Source organism: Actinomadura sediminis, assembly GCF_042675525.1.
In the GTDB taxonomy this organism is placed as follows: domain Bacteria; phylum Actinomycetota; class Actinomycetes; order Streptosporangiales; family Streptosporangiaceae; genus Spirillospora; species Spirillospora sediminis.
In genome coordinates this window covers 60,922-76,853 of sequence record NZ_JBHTJA010000004.1, presented here as the reverse complement: position 1 = coordinate 76,853, position 15,932 = coordinate 60,922, and the positions used below count along the sequence as shown (strand labels likewise).

General features: G+C 74.6%; 12 protein-coding genes and 2 tRNA genes. 12 read left to right on the top strand and 2 right to left on the bottom strand.

Annotated elements, in window-relative coordinates; genetic code table 11:
• Positions 1-168 precede the first annotated feature (168 nt).
• Positions 169-798, bottom strand: a complete 630-nt coding sequence (locus tag ACFQ11_RS04200; RefSeq protein ID WP_378296440.1) for a hypothetical protein — start codon at positions 796-798, stop codon at positions 169-171.
• A 217-nt stretch (positions 799-1,015) separates the two neighbouring features.
• Here ACFQ11_RS04200 and ACFQ11_RS04195 point away from each other — a divergent pair, with 217 nt between their 5' ends.
• Positions 1,016-1,513, top strand: a complete 498-nt coding sequence (locus ACFQ11_RS04195) for an ArsR/SmtB family transcription factor (protein ID WP_378296439.1) — start codon at positions 1,016-1,018, stop codon at positions 1,511-1,513.
• Between the two features lie 11 nt (positions 1,514-1,524).
• The gene (locus ACFQ11_RS04190; protein WP_378296438.1) at positions 1,525-2,394 is read left to right on the top strand and encodes a M23 family metallopeptidase; all 870 of its coding nucleotides are present in this window, start codon (positions 1,525-1,527) and stop codon (positions 2,392-2,394) included.
• Between the two features lie 152 nt (positions 2,395-2,546).
• On the opposite strand, the gene ACFQ11_RS04185 is transcribed toward ACFQ11_RS04190, so the two are convergent.
• The gene (locus ACFQ11_RS04185) at positions 2,547-4,040 is read right to left on the bottom strand and encodes a carboxylesterase/lipase family protein (protein WP_378296437.1); all 1,494 of its coding nucleotides are present in this window, start codon (positions 4,038-4,040) and stop codon (positions 2,547-2,549) included.
• Between the two features lie 171 nt (positions 4,041-4,211).
• Between ACFQ11_RS04185 and ACFQ11_RS04180 the strand changes: the two genes are divergently transcribed.
• From ACFQ11_RS04180 to ACFQ11_RS04135, 10 genes are all read left to right on the top strand, one after another.
• Positions 4,212-4,284 (top strand) — tRNA-Phe (locus ACFQ11_RS04180).
• 54 nt (positions 4,285-4,338) lie between these two features.
• Positions 4,339-4,411: transfer RNA gene (locus tag ACFQ11_RS04175), tRNA-Ser, on the top strand.
• Positions 4,412-4,413: 2 nt separating this feature from the next.
• A complete protein-coding gene (locus ACFQ11_RS04170) occupies positions 4,414-6,603 on the top strand; it encodes a transcriptional regulator (RefSeq protein WP_378296436.1) in 2,190 nt (729 codons plus the stop codon).
• Between the two features lie 309 nt (positions 6,604-6,912).
• The gene (locus ACFQ11_RS04165; protein ID WP_378296522.1) at positions 6,913-7,383 is read left to right on the top strand and encodes a hypothetical protein; all 471 of its coding nucleotides are present in this window, start codon (positions 6,913-6,915) and stop codon (positions 7,381-7,383) included.
• Positions 7,383-8,762 carry a hypothetical protein gene (locus ACFQ11_RS04160; RefSeq protein WP_378296435.1) on the top strand — a complete coding sequence of 460 codons (1,380 nt, stop codon included), beginning with the start codon at positions 7,383-7,385 and terminating at the stop codon, positions 8,760-8,762. Before ACFQ11_RS04165 ends, ACFQ11_RS04160 begins: the two co-directional genes overlap by 1 nt.
• Positions 8,759-10,267 carry a vWA domain-containing protein gene (locus ACFQ11_RS04155; RefSeq protein ID WP_378296434.1) on the top strand — a complete coding sequence of 503 codons (1,509 nt, stop codon included), beginning with the start codon at positions 8,759-8,761 and terminating at the stop codon, positions 10,265-10,267. The genes ACFQ11_RS04160 and ACFQ11_RS04155 overlap by 4 nt, the downstream gene beginning before the upstream one ends.
• A gap of 28 nt (positions 10,268-10,295) precedes the next feature.
• Positions 10,296-11,405: an ATP-binding protein gene (locus ACFQ11_RS04150; protein WP_378296433.1), complete on the top strand. Its 1,110-nt coding sequence runs from the start codon at positions 10,296-10,298 to the stop codon at positions 11,403-11,405.
• Positions 11,402-14,203 carry a DUF5682 family protein gene (locus ACFQ11_RS04145; RefSeq protein ID WP_378296432.1) on the top strand — a complete coding sequence of 934 codons (2,802 nt, stop codon included), beginning with the start codon at positions 11,402-11,404 and terminating at the stop codon, positions 14,201-14,203. Before ACFQ11_RS04150 ends, ACFQ11_RS04145 begins: the two co-directional genes overlap by 4 nt.
• A gap of 306 nt (positions 14,204-14,509) precedes the next feature.
• The gene (locus tag ACFQ11_RS04140) at positions 14,510-15,025 is read left to right on the top strand and encodes an ATP-binding protein (RefSeq protein ID WP_378296431.1); all 516 of its coding nucleotides are present in this window, start codon (positions 14,510-14,512) and stop codon (positions 15,023-15,025) included.
• 14 nt (positions 15,026-15,039) lie between these two features.
• Positions 15,040-15,849, top strand: coding sequence for an SAM-dependent methyltransferase (locus tag ACFQ11_RS04135; protein WP_378296430.1), 810 nt, complete (start codon positions 15,040-15,042; stop codon positions 15,847-15,849).
• The last annotated feature ends 83 nt before the right edge of the window (positions 15,850-15,932 follow it).

The following is a 15,932-nucleotide window of genomic DNA, read 5'->3' as shown; positions in this document are numbered from 1 at the left end:
GCGGGCCTTCGGCAAGGTCGCCGTCGGCGTCTGCCCGGAGCGCCACGCGGCCCGGCCGCCGGGCGCCTCGTGCGCCCGTCGGGAACCCGGCCCCGCGCTCGCGGACGTGGCGCGCGTCACGCCGGCGCACGTCTCGCTTCGCAGTGCCCGCACGTGCCGGGCGCTCGGTCAGCTCCCCGGGACGGGCGGTAGGTCCGTGTGGACGACCGTGAAACCGCCTCGGGTCACGGGGCCGAACGGGGCGGGGGCCATGCCCGTCCCGGTATGGAGGTTCTCCGCCCATTCGCCGTTCTCGTTCTGGGTGAGGTTCATGAACTCCCAGCCGTAGCCGACGCGGTCGCGGGTGCGGCCGGGCTTGTCCTTGCCGCCGTCGTAGACGCTGAACCCGAGCCGGCGGCCGACCCAGTCCGGGCCGCCCTCGTCCACCTCGTCGATGACGGCGGTCAGGACGGCGTAGCCGGGCGCGGTCGTGAGGGAGTCGACGCGCCCGGACGCCGTGATCGTCTTGTTCAGGTCGGGCGAGTGGTGCGAGATGCGGACGGTGCCCGTCGCGGCGTTCGGCGCGCCGGGGAAGTCGCCCTCGGCGTTCGCGTACGGGGTCGCACGGGCGTCGAAGGCGAACGCGCGGACGTCCTGGTCCTGGTGGTACGTCCGGCGCATCTCCCCCCATCCGGTGACGCTCGCGACCTTCGGTTCCTTCTTGTCGGGACGGGCGGACGCGGCCGGGGCGACGGCCGCGGTCACGGCGAGCGCGGCGACGGTCACGGCCAGGACGGCGGCGTTGCGCTGCTTCGGCATGGTGTTCCCTCCGGTTGGCGATCTCCGTCGAGCCTGCCGCCGGACGGGACGCCGCCGCCTCACCCGCGGGAGGCGGTCGCCTCACCCGCACGAGGGAACCGGCCGAAGACCGTGCGCCGGACCCGTGCGGTCTTGCCGCCGCCCCCGCACATACGGAAAAACGTAGTTACCGACGTCGGGTGCGCACACTACTACGGAATTACGTTATTCTGGAGCCGTGGAGGACGAACTGGAGGAGCGGCTCGCGCGGCTGGAGCGGCGCGTCGACCGTCTGGAGGGGCGGGACGAACCGGCGGCCGCACCCCTGGACGGGGACGTCTTCTGGGCGCTGAACGAGCTGAAGGTGCGCGTGTCCGAGCCGGGCGCGGTGCTGTTCACGGGCACCGTCGACCTACCGACGGGCGAGCACTACGAGTGGCAGGAGGGGCGGACGGCCGACGAGCTGCTGGACATCGACTGGAGCGATCTCGCGCCCGCGCTGGCCGCGCTGAGCCATCCGGTCCGGCTGCTGCTGTTGCAGGAGATCCTGCGCGGGGCGCGGACGACCGCCGAACTGGGCAGACACGAGCGGCTCGGCACGACCGGGCAGCTCTACCACCACCTGCGCGCGCTCGTCACCGCCGGATGGCTGCGCGCCGGTGCCCGCGGACGGTACGCGGTGCCGGGCGAGCGGGTCGTCCCGCTGCTGGCCGTCCTCGCCGCCGTGCACAGGTAAGGGAGGAACCGATGAACCGCAAGATCGTGACGCAGGCCGCCCGGTACCAGCTGCCGCTGATCGTGGTCGGCGTGCTCCTCACCCTCGGCGAATGGCTGCACGGCGCCCAGTGGCTGAGCACGACCGGAATGGTGCTGGTCGGCGCCGGGCTGGTCGTCTTCGTCGCGGGCCTGGTGGTCAAGCCGGGCGAGCCGCCGCGCTCCCCCGTGCCGCTGCGGGCGCCCGTCCGGGGCCGCTGGGTGCCGGTGAACAGCCCCGCCGACAAGGTCCCGAGCCATGGGACGCACGAACTCGGCCAGGCCTACGCCATCGACCTCGTGCACCAGCCCGACGAGAAGGCGTCCTGGACGGCCCTGCACGCCTGGCCGCCGATGCGCCGCCCGTCCGCGTTTCCTGCGTTCGGCGAGCCCGTGCTGGCCCCGGCGGACGGTGTCGTCGTCTCGGTGGGCCGGTGGCAGCGCGACCACCTGAGCCGCAACTCCTGGGTCGCGTTCCCGTACCTGATGGTGGAGGGGATCGCGCGGAGCATCCTGTCCCTGGCGACGCTGTCCAGCGGACGGTTCGTCCTCGGCAACCACGTCGTCCTCGACCTCGGGGACGGCGTGTACGGAGTGTTCGCGCACCTGAAACGCGGGTCGGTGCGGGTCCGCAGGGGCGACCGCGTGACGGCCGGGCAGCCGCTCGGCGACTGCGGCAACTCGGGCAACTCGTCCGAGCCGCACCTGCACTTCCACCTGATGGACCGCCGCCGCCCGGCGACCGCCGCCGGGCTCCCGTTCACGTTCGCCTACGAGTCCGGGGGCGCCGCGCACGAGGGCGTCCCCGGCGGGCAGCGCCCGTTCACCGTCCCGGCCGACGACCGCCTCGACCGGGTCTCCTGACCGCTCCCCCGCCCTCTCGCGCGCTCCCGGTCCGCACTCCCCGCCCGTCCGGAGACCGGGGCGCGGAGAGGGGGCCGGGCGGGCCGCCACGGAATCGGCCCGCCCGGCCCCGGGTGCGGGCGGGTGGGAGCCGCTCGCACGTCAGGGAGGGGTCACTCGGTGCCCGGGATGTCCGGAAGCCCTGCCGTGTTGTCCCAGATCGCGCAGGTGTGGTCGGTGTAGTAGCGGGCGTCCCGCACGTTCGTCACGCCGTCCGCGTGGAGGTTCTGCACCTTGCCGATGACGGGACGGTACGCGGGCCACGCGGGCAGCCCCGGGCCGTTCGGGTCGCCGGTCGCGGCGAAGCGGCTCCAGTAGCCGATCATGGTCGCGGCGAGCCGTTCCTGCGCCGGGTTCAGGTCGATCGGACGGAGCGGGAAGTCGAACAGCAGCGGCAGTTCGGCCCCGTGGTAGGCGCCGAGTTCGAGCTCGGGCGGGGTCGCGTAGACGCTCGGGACGTTCGGCTCGGTGAACTCGTACATGTGCACCGGGACGCGGTCCTCGAGGACCTTCGCGTCGCGGCGCGCCGGGCAGGCGAACGCGGCGTTCGTCATCGCCCGGACGATCGCCGAGTCGGGGTCGCCCTCGACGCCGGACGACAACAGGAGGGTGCTCGCCTCGTGCAGGGTCGTCCCGATCATCATCGGGACCTTCGCGTACTCGCCGGCCGGGAACGCGTCCGCGGCCGGCTTCGGCAGGACGGGCGTGCCGGTGGTCGGCGCGAAGCTGAGGGAGAGCGCCGACTCGCCCTCGGCGGGCGCGGTCGCGTCGAGCAGTTCGGCGGCGGACCTGCCGCGCAGGCATTCGGCGGTGGCGCAGCCGATCTCCTGTGCGAGTCCGGTTCCGGTGGCCTCGGCGTCCGGGAGGGTGCGCGCCACGAGCTGGCAGGGGCCGCTCTGCATGACCGCGCGGTGGAACAGCCCCCGAGACGAGGGCGACAGGACGTGCGAGCAGACGCTTCCGCTGCCGGCCGACTGGCCCGCGATCGTCACGTTGCCGGCGTCGCCGCCGAACGCGGCGGCGTTCGCCTTCACCCAGCGCAGCGCGGCCTGCTGGTCCTGGATCCCGAAGTTCCCGGCCCCCTCCGCGGCGGGCAGTCCGGGATGCGCGAGGAACCCGAACACGCCGAGCCGGTAGTTGATCGACACGACGACGTTCCCGGCGGCGGCGAGCCGCTGCGCGTCGTAGGTGGTGCCCGACCCGTAGGCGAACGCGCCGCCGTGGATCCACACGATGACCGGGAGGTTCCCGGACGCCCGCGCGGGCGTGTAGACGTCCAGGTAGAGGCAGTCCTCGTTGGTGACCTGGTCGCGTCCCATGAACGGCGAGCCGTTCTGCGCGCAGGGGCGGCCGTGCTCGGTGGCGGGGCGGACGCCGTCCCACGCGGCGGCGGCCTGCGGCGGTTTCCAGCGCAGCGGCCCGACGGGCGGCGCCGCGAACGGGATGCCGCGGAACACCCGGCCGAGGTCGGTGGCGACCCCCTCGACCTTCCCCTTGTCGGTGGCGACGACGGGTCCGGCGTCCGCCGCGGCCCGCGTCGCCGGCGCCGCGAGGACCGCGGCGGCGACGGCGCAGGCGGCCGCGAGGCCGAGTACGCGTCGAATCATGCTTCCTCCCTGTGTCTGGGAGGGCGAAGACTGCCCTCGGGGGGCCCGGACGGGTATGCGTTCGGCGCGCAATCGGGCGCCGTGATCCGCGAACCCGGGTGAGTGGCGGCGTCCCGTTCCGCGGCACCGTTTCGCGGCGTGACGACCGTTCGCCGTACCGTGTGCGCCCTGCGGCGTGTAGCTCGATCAGCAGAGCACCGGGCTGAAGTCCCGGAGGGTGCGGGGGCGGGTCCCGCCACGTCGGCGACGGTAAACCGGTTGCCGCCGGAAAGATGATGAACGTACGGTTCGCCGTGATCAGCGTGTAGCTCAGTCAGGAGAGCGCCGGGCTCGAGACCCGGAGGGCGCGGGGGCGGAACCCGCCACGCTGGCTATGAACGAGGTGCAGGCGAACCCGGGCTACGCCGCCGGGCAGATGGCCAGGGCGTTCACGACGGCGCTGTCGCACGAGGACGCCGACGCGCGGCGCCGCGCGGAGGAGCGGCTCGCGCGCTGGCGGCGCGTCCTCGACGGGATGGGCGACGGCTCCCTGTCGGTGGGGTCGCGGACGCCCGTCGCCGGGCTCCCCGCGTGGGTGACGCTCGAGGTGCTGCGCGGCGGCTTCGCGACGGGCGCGGCCGCCGCGGGCGGCGACCTGCTCGACTTCGAGGCGGACGCGGCGCGGCGGGCCGGGCTGCCCGCGGGGCGCGCGGCGCTGTTCCGGCACATGCTCACCGACGAGGGCGTCCGCGGACTGTGGGAGCGCCTCGACGACGGCCGGTACGAGATCGTCCTGCCGGAGGAGTCCGCGCTGCTCGTCGTCGCGTGGCTGCTGCGTGCCGGGGACCGCGCGGGCGCGCTGGAGGTCCTGGAGGAGATCGGCCCGTTCGCCGACCGGCTGCGGTTCGTCCCCCGGCCGGGCGCGCAGCCCGCGGACGCCTCGCTCGTGCACCGCGAGCCGGTCGGGGAGATCCGGAACCGGCTCGGGCGGCGCCGCCCCAACGCGGCCGTCGAGACGATGAACGAGGCGCTCGCGGTGTGGAACCCGTTCGCCGACGAGCTGCTGGAGCACTGGCTGGAGACGGTCCGGGACGGGCGCGTCCGCGCCGTCGAGCCGGACGGCTGGCGCGAGCGCGGCGCGGCGCTGCTCGACCGCTACGAGCGGCTCGCGGCCGAGCACACCCGCTGCACGAAGCACCGCAGGCCCAAGGAGAACGCGGCGATCCTGCGGACGTCGCTGGCGGACGTCCTCGCGGGCCGGGAGCCGTCGCGGCTGCTGCGGCACGCGATCGCGTCGATGGTCGCCCGGCGCGGCACGCCCGGGTCGGCGGAGCACGCGGCACTGCGCGGGCGGCAGGCGGCGGACGCCGCGCGGGCCCCGTACCACGCGATCGCGCAGGTCGTCCTCGCCCGGCTGGCGGACGAACCGGACGGCGCGGGCGTCCCGGCGGTCGAGCCGTTCGTCCGTCCGGTGACCGCCGACGAGGCGCGCCGCACGGGCGTCGCGGAGGGCACGGAGGTCCCCGACTGGCTGCGGGACACGGTCGAGGCGGCGCTCGAGGCGCCGGTGACGACGCTGATGGAGCGCGGCGTCGTCCCGTCGGCGGAGGTGCTGGCGGCGCTCGTGCCGCAACTGACCGCGGCGGCGACCTCGGAGGCGTACGCGGATCCCGCGCTGCAGCGGGTGATGGCGGCGACGTACCGGGCGTTCCGGAACCGGCGGTCGCTGCTGCTGACGAACCTGGAGAGCCAGGTCCGGCCGCACGAGCTGCCGTGGGTGCGGGCCGCCGAACGGCACCGCGACGCGGGCGCCACGGCGCCGCGGGTGCGCGGCGTCCTGACCCGGGTCGCGGAGCTCGCGCTGCAGGGCTTCCCGGGCACGATCCTGCCGAACCCGCTGATCGCGGAGCTCCGGACCCTCGCCGAACGTTCGGGCCTGGACGTCCCGTTCGTGGAGGAGCTCGCCGCGGACATCTTCATGGGGCGCTTCTCCGACAAGTTCGCGAGGGCGGCCCGGCAGGCCGGGGAGCTCCTCGACGGCACCCTCTACGCGCGCTACTACGGCATCGACTACCGGTCCCTGGACGCGCAGTCGTTCGGCGACCTCTGCAAGCGGCGCGCGGGCGGGCGGGGCGGCTGGTCGGTGGCCGCGAACGGGTCGATCATCGAGCAGGCGCAGATCCTGACGACGCACAACCTCGCGCTGCTCGTGCACCCGGTCGGCGCCGACCCGCTGGACGGCTGGGACGGGCTCGCCCGCCGTGCGTTCGGCATCGCGTGCCGCCTCGTCCGGAAGGTCCACGGCAACCCGCGCCCGCTGGGCACGATCAAGGACGCGGCGTACGCGTGGCGGCAGGCGGTGTTCTTCCTCGCGCTGTGCGGGCTGAAGGAGCAGGTCGCGGTGGTCGCGTGGATGCAGGGCGAACTCGACCGGCAGCCCCCGTCGACCGTGCGGCGCCTCGACCCGGTGCTGGCGGGGCTGCGGCACGTCCTCACCGGCGGCGGCCTCGACACCGCCCCGCCCCCGGGCACCCGCCGCCTCCTCGCCTGGTCCGCGACCGGCCACTGGATGCGCCACGCCTGATCGACCGCGGCGCGGCGAGCGGACGGGCTCGCGGCGACACCTGCCCCCTCCCATGCGGCGCGCACCCGCACGGCCACCGAGGGCACGCCCCACCCGATCGGCCCCCGTGGACGGCGGTTCGCGACCGCACCACGTGGCCGAACGGCCCGCCGACGCCGCGCCCGGCGCGGGACGGCGGCCGGGGGTGCGTGAACGGCGGGACGCGCGCGGCGCGGGCGTCCGGGTGGGTGCGGTTTGTCGGACCCCGCTGGAAGTGTGGATCACGGCTGAACGGTTCGTGTTCCACCGGCGGGAGGACGTGGTTTGGGCGTGTTCGAACGGTCGAGTTCGGTGCGGGTGGTCCCGCCCGTGCGGCCGCGCAAGCTGGCGAAGGTGCCGTTCGTCGAACTCGCGGACGGGCGCCTGCAGGGCGTCGTGTCGAGCGGGTCGGACGTGTCGCGCGTGTACGTGTCGTCGATCACGGCGGGCACGCACGGGCTGAGCTGCAGCACCAACAACAACCGTCCGTGCGGCGGGCTCCGCGGGACGTACCCCTGCAAGCACCTGCAGGCGCTCGTCGCCGAGGCCGTCCTGCAGTACGGGCGGGAACGGGTCGCGCGGTACCTGAAGGTCGACGCGGGCGAGGACGGCGATCTGGTCGACGCGCTCGACGGGCGCAAGGACCCGGCGCCCGCCGCCGTGGTGTTCAACCGGTTCCTGCGGCACCTGGCGTACCTGGAGGTGCCCGCGTCGCCGGAGCCGCTGCCGGAGATGCACTGGTTCCCGGGAGGGACGCGCTGATGCAGGCGGTGGGGCTCGAGGAGCTGACCGGCGGGGCGCCCGCCGGGGTCGACGAGGCCCTCGGCCTGGTCGACGGGTTCGACGCCGCGCTGGCGGGCGGGTTCGGCCGGCTCGGCGCGGAGCAGGCGGCGGCGTTGACCGCGCTGGCCGGGGCGTTCGCCGGGTCGCCGCTGGGCGGTCCGGCGGCCGAGGCGGCCGAGAAGATCGCCGCCGGTGCCGTCGCGGAGACGCACCTGCTCACGCTGGCCGGGGCGCGGACCGCGCTGCTCGGCTCCGTCCACGACGCGCTGCTCGCCCGGCTGGACGGGGCGGCGGGCCGCGCCCGCGCGGACGGCCCGGACGCCGGGGGCGACGACGTCGCCGCGAACCTGCTCGCCGGGTGCCGGTCCTGGCTGGCCGAACTGGCGATCGCGGGCTGGCGCGGCGTCGACCACGACCTGGTGTCGGCGGCCGACCAGTTCGTCGAGGGCCTGCTGAAGGAGCCGCGGCTGCGCGGCGCGGCCGTCCTGCTGGACGGGCTCGCGGCCGAGCTGCGGGCGTCGTCGCCGGTCGCGACGATGGAGACGGTCCCCGAGCGCCGCTGGGCCGACCTGTGGGCGCGCGGGATGCTGCTGACCCGGGCGGGCGCGGCGGCGGCGACGGCCGAACCGGTGTCGGGACGTCTGCTGGTGCTGGGCGCCGACGTGCACGAACACGGCACGTCCGTCCAGGTGCAGGTGCACGGGGTGCTGGAGGCCGAGGGCGCCGACGCGCGGCTGGTGCGGACGTCCGTCGCGGCGTCGAAGGTCGACACCATCACGGGGCCGCCGATGTGGCGCCTGCTGGACGCCCACCCGACCCTGCTCAAGGCGCTCGCGGAACGCCGGTGCCTGCACGTCACGGACATGGCGCTCCGCCCGGGCGGCGACCTCCTCTGGGACGACGCCCGAGCGCGCGCGGGCGAGGAGGCGGATCCCTTTGCGGTGGCGCGGGTGCAGCTTGCGGAGGCGGTCGCGCCGGGGGTGCCGCCGCTGGACCGGCACCCGGTGCGCATCGCCGAGCCGGTGTTCCTGGAGGGGTACACGGTGAACGGAACGTCCCTGGAACTGGACGGACGCGCGATCGGCATCGACCTCGAGCGGCTGCCCGCGTGCGGCCCCGTCACCCCCGAGCTCGTGCAGGTCTCGTCGTCCTGCGTCGGGCTCGTCCGCTGGGACGCCGGCACGTGGCGCCTGCAGCCGCTGGCGGTGCGGGCGACGGTACGGAAGAAGGCGGTGGAGGCGTGCACGGGCGACTGGGCGCTCGGCCCCACGGACCCGAAGGCGCTCAAGGCGTCGGCCCGGAACGGCGACGCCGTCGGGGTACTGCGCGAACGCGCGGGACGGTTGCTGCGGAAATGAGCGACATCGAGGAGAAGCGGCGGCAGGTCCTGTACTGGCGGCTGCTGGCCCGCCTGTTCGACCCGGAGGAGCGGCCCGCGCTGGAGTCGTCGAGCGTCGCGATCGTCGACGACCTCGGCCTTCCGGCGGCCGTGCTCGACCCGGGCGTTTCGGTCGACAACCTGGTCCAGCGCTTTCCGGACCTCGGGCCCGAGTTCGAGGGCCTCGCCGACCTCGCCGATCCCCCGGCCGCCCGCCCCGTCCCCGCGCCCGGCGAGCCGGACGCGGAGGCACTCGGCGCGGTGAACGTCCCGGCATCCGGCCCCTCCGGAACGGACGGCAACGCGCCGGACGCCACCGGGCACGCGGCGACGAACGCGAGCGGCGCGACGGGCGCCGACCTGGACGCGAGCGGCACGGCCAACGACGACGCGGCCTCGGCAACGGACGGCGGCACGGACGCCGACGATGACGCGGGGTCGGGCGGGGTGGCGGTGCGGCGGGCGGCGTTGATGTCGAAGCTGCTGCTCAACGCGTTCTCCACCGGGTCCGGCGCGGTGTCGGCGACGCGGCTCGCCGAGTGGCAGAAGGACGCCGGGTGGCTGAAGTGCGCGCTCGGCGGCGAGGGCGGCCGGGAGATCTCGGGGACGCTGTCGGAGCTGGAGGGCGACCTGGTCCGGCGGATGGCGCTGCGGGAGGTGCTGGCGGATCCGAGGCTCGCGAGCCGGCTGACGCCGAGCATGTCGCTGATCGAGCAGCTCCTGCGGGACAAGGCGAACCTGTCGGGGGTCGCGCTGGCCAACGCCAAGTCGCTGATCCGCCGGTACATCGACGAGGTCGCCGAGGTGCTGCGGACGCAGGTGCAGCAGACGAGCGCGGGCGTGATCGACCGGTCGGTGCCGCCGAAGCGGGTGTTCCGCAACCTCGACCTCGACCGGACGGTCTGGAAGAACCTGCCGAACTGGAACCCCGAGGACGAGCGCCTCTACGTCGACAAGCTGTTCTACCGGCAGACGGCGAAGCGGACGACGCCCGCGAAGCTGATCGTGGTGGTGGACCAGTCGGGGTCGATGGTCGACTCGATGGTGAACTGCACGATCCTGGCGTCGATCTTCGCGGGCCTGCCCAAGGTGGACGTCCACCTGATCGCCTACGACACGCGTGCGCTGGACCTGACGCCGTGGGTGCACGACCCGTTCGAGGTGCTGCTGCGGACGAGGCTCGGCGGCGGCAACGACGGCCCCGTCGCGATGAACCTGGCGCAGCCGAAGATCACCGATCCGCGCAACACGGTGATGGTGTGGATCTCGGACTTCTACGAGTTCGAGGCGTCCCGGCCGCTGTTCACGATGATCGAGGCGGTGCACCGGTCCGGGGTGAAGTTCATCCCGGTCGGCTCGGTGACCAGTTCCGGGTCGCAGATCGTGAACCCGTGGTTCCGGGAGCGGTTCAAGGGGCTCGGGACCCCGGTGGTCTCGGGCCGCATCCAGAAGCTCGTGACCGAACTGAAGAACTTCCTGGCCTGAGCCCAGGGCACAGACGATGAGGAGAGCGATGTCCGAGATGCTGCGCGCCCCCGCCGAGGTCAAGTACGCCGAGGAGCTCGACTACCTGGAGTCGGTCGACGACGGCCCGAAGCCGTTCGCGTGGCGGCTGTCGCCCCGGATGGTGCGGCTGTTCGTGCTCGGGTCGGAGCGGGCGGACGGCCTCGACCGGGAGATACCGCAGAAGTGGTTCGGCGACCGCAGCTTCGTGGAGCGGAGCATCGTGACGCTGGCGTCGGACCGGGGGCTGCTGCTGATCGGCGACCCGGGCACCGGCAAGAGCTGGCTCGCGGAGCTGCTGTCGGCGGCGATCTGCCGGAACTCGACGCTGGTCGTGCAGGGCACGGCCGGCACCACCGAGGACCACGTCAAGTACTCGTGGAACGTGTCCATGGTGATCGCGAAGGGGCAGTCGCGGGAGTCGATGATCCCCTCGCCGATCATGACGGCGATGGAGTCGGGGGTGATCGGCCGGTTCGAGGAGCTGACCCGTTCGACGAGCGACGTGCAGGACGCGCTGATCTCGATCCTGTCGGAGAAGTACGTGTCGATCCCCGAGCTGGACGACGACAACATCGTGTTCGCGCAGCCCGGGTTCTCGATCATCGCGACGGCGAACAGCCGCGACCGGGGCGTGAACGACCTGTCGTCCGCGCTGAAGCGGCGGTTCAACTTCGTCCGCATCCCGGTGGTGACGAACAAGAAGAGCGAGGCGGAGATCGTCCGGTTCCGGACGGCGGAGCTGCTGCGCCGCCACGAGATCGACCTGGAGGTGCCGCCGACGCTGCTGGACGTCCTGCTGCAGAGCTTCGCCGATCTGCGGGCCGCCGCCGAGTCGGCGACCAGCGACGACGAGAAGCTGGAGTCGGCGCTGTCGACGGCGGAGCAGATCGGGGTGCTGGAGGACGCGATCCTGCACAGCCGGTTCTTCGGCGACCGGACGCTGAAGGCGGAGACGCTCGGCAGTTCGCTCGTCGGGTCGCTGGCCCGCCGCGCCCCGGAGGACCTGGCGATCCTCAACAAGTTCTGGCACGGGGTCGTCGAGCCGCGCGGCAAGGACGACGGCACGTGGCGGGGCTTCCTGGAGGGCGGCCGCGACACGATCGCGACGCTCTCATGAGCGGCACGGCCACGGGCGTGTTCGACCCGCTCCGGGAGCAGTTGCTGGACGCGGCCCGCGCGTTCGGCGGCGACGGGGACGGGGTCGCGCGGTTCCTCGCCGGGATCGTCGACGATGTGGACCGGGCGCTCCGGGAGGAACTGGAGATCTTCCCGGTGTGCCACCACTCGCCGGCGTCGGCGCTGGCGATGGCGCGGCGGCTGCGGGAGAAGCGGCCGAAGGTCGTCTACCTGGAGCTGTGCGAGGACTTCGCGCCGCTGCTGGCGGAGCTGAGGAACTGCCGGCTGCCGGTGGCGCTCCAGTCGTTCGCGAACGAGCTCGACGGGTTCCCGAAGAAGTGGGCGCCGCTGAGCGTGATCGCGCCGATCACCGAGGCGTCCGCCGAGTACCAGGCGATCGCGTACGCGCAGGAGACCGACGGGGTCGAGCTGGTTCTGGTCGACCGGTCCACCGACCACGTCTACCAGTGGGATCCGCCCGAGCCCGGCGGCCCCGCGGAACCGGGCGTCCCGGACGGTTCCGGTGGCGAGGACGCGCTGCACGGCGACGCCGTCGGCATCGAGATCGGCGACCTGCGGCCGGGGTTCGCCGAGCTGGAGGAGCACCTGCTGCACCACGGGAAGGTGCGGCACTGGTCGGAGTGGTGGGACCAGTACGTCGAGCAGCCGCTCGCGGGCGCCGACTACGCGACGTACCGGCAGGTCATGACGCTGATCGGCAGCCTGTTCCGGCGGCTCGACCCGGACGCCCGCAGCCGTGCCCGCAACGAGCGCCGCGAGCGGTACATGTGGACGCGGATGCGGGAGCACATCGCCGCGACGGGCGCCGACCCGTCCGACTGCCTGTACGTGTGCGGTGCGGCGCACGCCGTCAGCCGGGTCGACCAGTTCGGGCTGCGCCCGGAGGCGGCGGAGCCGTTCGAGATCCCGCCGCGCACCGGCACGCGGTGGCGGTACGGGCTGATCCCGTCGAGCCATTCGGCGATCGAGGCGCAGTTCGGGCTCGCGTCGGGGTCGGTGTCGATCGCGGCGGCGACGTTCGCGAAGGCCGTGAAGCGGGGCGGGGTGACGCCGTTCCGGCTGAAGGGCCGGCGGGGCGCGCCCGCGGCGGCGCGGAAGAAGGCGCCCGCGGGCGCGGCCCCGGCGGGCGCGGGGGCCGCCGACCGGCTGTCGGGGTTCCTGGCCCGGCCACCCGCCCTCGACCCGCTGGACGAGTCGGAGCTGCTCGGCTGGTGCGTCGACATCGTCGGGCTGGCGCGCCGCAACGGGTACCTGGCGTCCACCGCCGACGCGATCGCCGTGTTCGAGACGTCCGTCCTGCTGGCCGGGATGCGGGGCCGGACCCGCCCGACCCCGTACGACTTCCAGGACGCCGCCGTCACCTGCATCGAGAAGGACCGGGTGCCGGGCCGCCGGGACGTGGCGCGGCTGTGCGAGATCCTGCTCGGCGGCGACCGGGTCGGGCAGGTCGGGTACGAGTCGCTGCCGCCGCTGGCCCGCGACGTCCTCGACCGGCTGGAGCCGCTCGGTCTCGACCTCGGCAAACGCACGGTGCAGCGGGCGCTGCTGAACCTCGACGCCGACCCGGGCCTGCGCCCGTGCTCCGATCTGCTGTGGGTGCTGCGGCGGCTGCTGCCCGACGACGCCGTCCGCCCGATCATGGGTGCGCGGGAGCTGGGCGAACGGTCGATCCAGGAGAGCTGGGACCTGGCGATCGGCCGCAACCAGCGGTCGCTGGTCGAGCTGGGCTACGAGGGCGTCACCGCCGAGCAGGTCCTCGAGCGGCGGCTCCGCAGCGCCGTGTACGGCCCGAAGGCGACGGCGGCGGTGGCGCTGCGGGCGGTCGAGGACGCCGTGGTGTACCTGGGCGCGCGGCGGTTCGCGGACGAGCTGGGCGCGCGGGCCGTCGAGCTGCTCGCCGCCGAGCGGACGGTGGACGACGCGCCCGAGGTGCTGCGCCGGATCCGGCGGCTCCTCGCGCACTACCGCGCGACGGAGCCGGAGCTGCCGCAGTGGTGCCGCGAGTTCGTCACCGCCGGGTACACGCACTACTGCACGCTGCTGCCGACGGCGTTCGTGGACGAGCATTCGGGCGTGCGGCAGGTCGCGGCGATGCTCGGGTTCCTGCTCGGGATGGAGAGCCTCGCGCTGTCGCTCGGCTGCGACCGCGCGCAGCTCGAGCTGGCGGTGCGGCAGTCGCATCCGGAGGCGCCCGCGAAGGTGGCGCTGCTGTGGGCGGCGAAGTCGCAGCTCGGCCTGATGCCGCTGGCGGACGTGCGGGCCCGGTGCGACGAGCTGCTGGCGTCCCCGCTGTCGGTCCCGTCGTTCCCGCACTACCTGAGCGGTTTCGTGCAGGCCCTCGATCCCGCGCCCGCGCTGGCGCCGCTCGTCGTCGAGGTGCTGTCGAAGGCGTTCGGGCGCCTCCCGGACGCGGTGCTGCTGCCCTGGCTGCCGAAGCTGATCGCGACGTTGAAGGATCATGCGCGGGAGATGGTGCCCGTGCTCGTCCAGGAGGCGTCCCGCACGTTCCCGGGTTCCCTCCCGGCCCTGGACGCGTGGACGCCCCCGTGGTCGGGCCCGGCCGGGCCCGCGGCGGCGATCGCGGCGCCGTCCGCCGCGTCCGGTCCGGTGACGGACCTGCTGGCGGGGCGTCCGGCGGCCTGCGAGGCCGTCGCGGCCCTGCTGGGGCATCCGGTGGAGTGGCGTGCGGTCCCCGCGGCGGGCGGCGGGGAGGCCGCGGCGCTGGTGGCCCGGCATCCCGGGGCGCCGGAGGCGGTCGCGGCGCTGCTCGTCCGGTAACCCCCGCTCGCGCGGCCCCGCCCTCTGCGCAGGGGGCGGGGCCCGCCGCGTGAGCGGCCCGGCCGTTACCGGATCGGTATGCGGTGGATCTTGGACGGTGCGTGACGCGGTGCAGGCGGGCGCTAGGTGCTTGCACGCGCGCAAGCGACCGTGACCGGGGCCCGTGCACTGCGTCAGAGTGTGTGTCGTGCGAGCGGAACACCAGGTCGCCCGCAGTGTGCCACGCCCATGCCCGAGACTCCCAGCAGGTCATGGAACATGATGTTCGCTTACAGCCCGACACGGGGACGTGAAGCCGTCGCTGCCATGAACGCCGACACGTGGACCGGGACGCCGGTGCTCGTCCCGATGTCCGTTCCCGCACTGGAGATCTCCGCACCCGCCGGCCGCACCAACGGGTCGTCCGGCCGGCTGATCGGGGAGATCGACCTCGCGGCCACCCCGCCCGCCGTGCGGCTCGCCCGCTCCTACGTCCGCGAGCTCGTCGGGCAGCACTTCGGCGCCGACCGGTCCCGGCTCGGCGACCTGGAGCTCCTGACGAGCGAGGCCATGACGAACACGGTGCTGCACGGCCGGCCGCGGCCGGACGGCACCGTGATGCTGGCCGTCCTGCACATCGACCGGTTCGTCCGCGTGGAGATCACCGGCGGGGGGCCGCCGCCGGGGCGGCCCGGCGGCCCGGACGAGCCGGGCCCGGCGGACGGCCGGGCGCTGGCGCTGATGCAGGCGCTCGCCGCCGACTTCGGCGTCCACCGCGGCCCGCACGGGACGGCCGTGTCCTGGTTCGGGATCGCGGTCGACGAGGGGTGGCGGCTGCCGTGACGCGGGGGGCCGCGTTGAGCGCGGGCCGCCGGCCCGGGCCGTCCCGCCGCGGGGGCGGGGACGACGACGGCCGGCTCGGCGGGGACCTCCCGAACATCGCGCGGATGTGCGACTACTACCTCGGCGGCAAGGACAACTACGCGCTCGACCGGGAGTCGGCCGAGCGGGCGCTGCGGCTGGCGCCGGTGGTCACGCGGCTCGTCCAGGCGAACAGGGGCTTCCTGGAACACGCCGCGCGGATCATGGCCGAGACGGAGGGGGTGCGGCAGTTCGCGGACATCGGCTGCGGGCTGCCCGCACCCGTCAACGTCGCCGACGTCGTCCGCCGCGCCGACCCGTCCTGCCGCGTCGCGTACGTCGACAACGACCCGATGGTGCTGGTGCACGCACGCGCGCTGCTCGCCGAAGGCCCGGGCACCGCGGCGATCGAGGGCGACCTGCGCGACCCGGCGGCGCTGCTCGCCCGCCTGCGCGGCCCGCTGGACTTCGACCGGCCGGTCGGGGTGCTGCTGTGCGGGGTGCTCGAGTTCCTCACCGGCGGGGACGACCCGTGCGGCGTCGTCCGCGCGCTGGTGGGCGGGCTCCCGCCGGGCAGCCATGTCGCGCTCACGCACGTCGAGCGGACGCCCGAACTGGACGAGCTGAGCGCGCGCGGGCACGCGGCGGGCCTGCCGTTCACGCCGCGGAGCCGCGCGGAGATCGACCGGATCTGCGGCGAGCTCGCGGTGACCGGCCCTTACCCGGTCGCGCTGCCGCTCGCCGCCGCCGGCCGCCGGTCCGGCCCCGCGCCGCTCGTCGGCTGCATCGGCCGCAGGCCGGACTGACCCGGGGCCCGCCATGCCGTGTCTCCGCGCGTCCGCCGTTCCGCAGCGCCCGATGCGCCCCGTTTCGCTACGATCGGACCGTC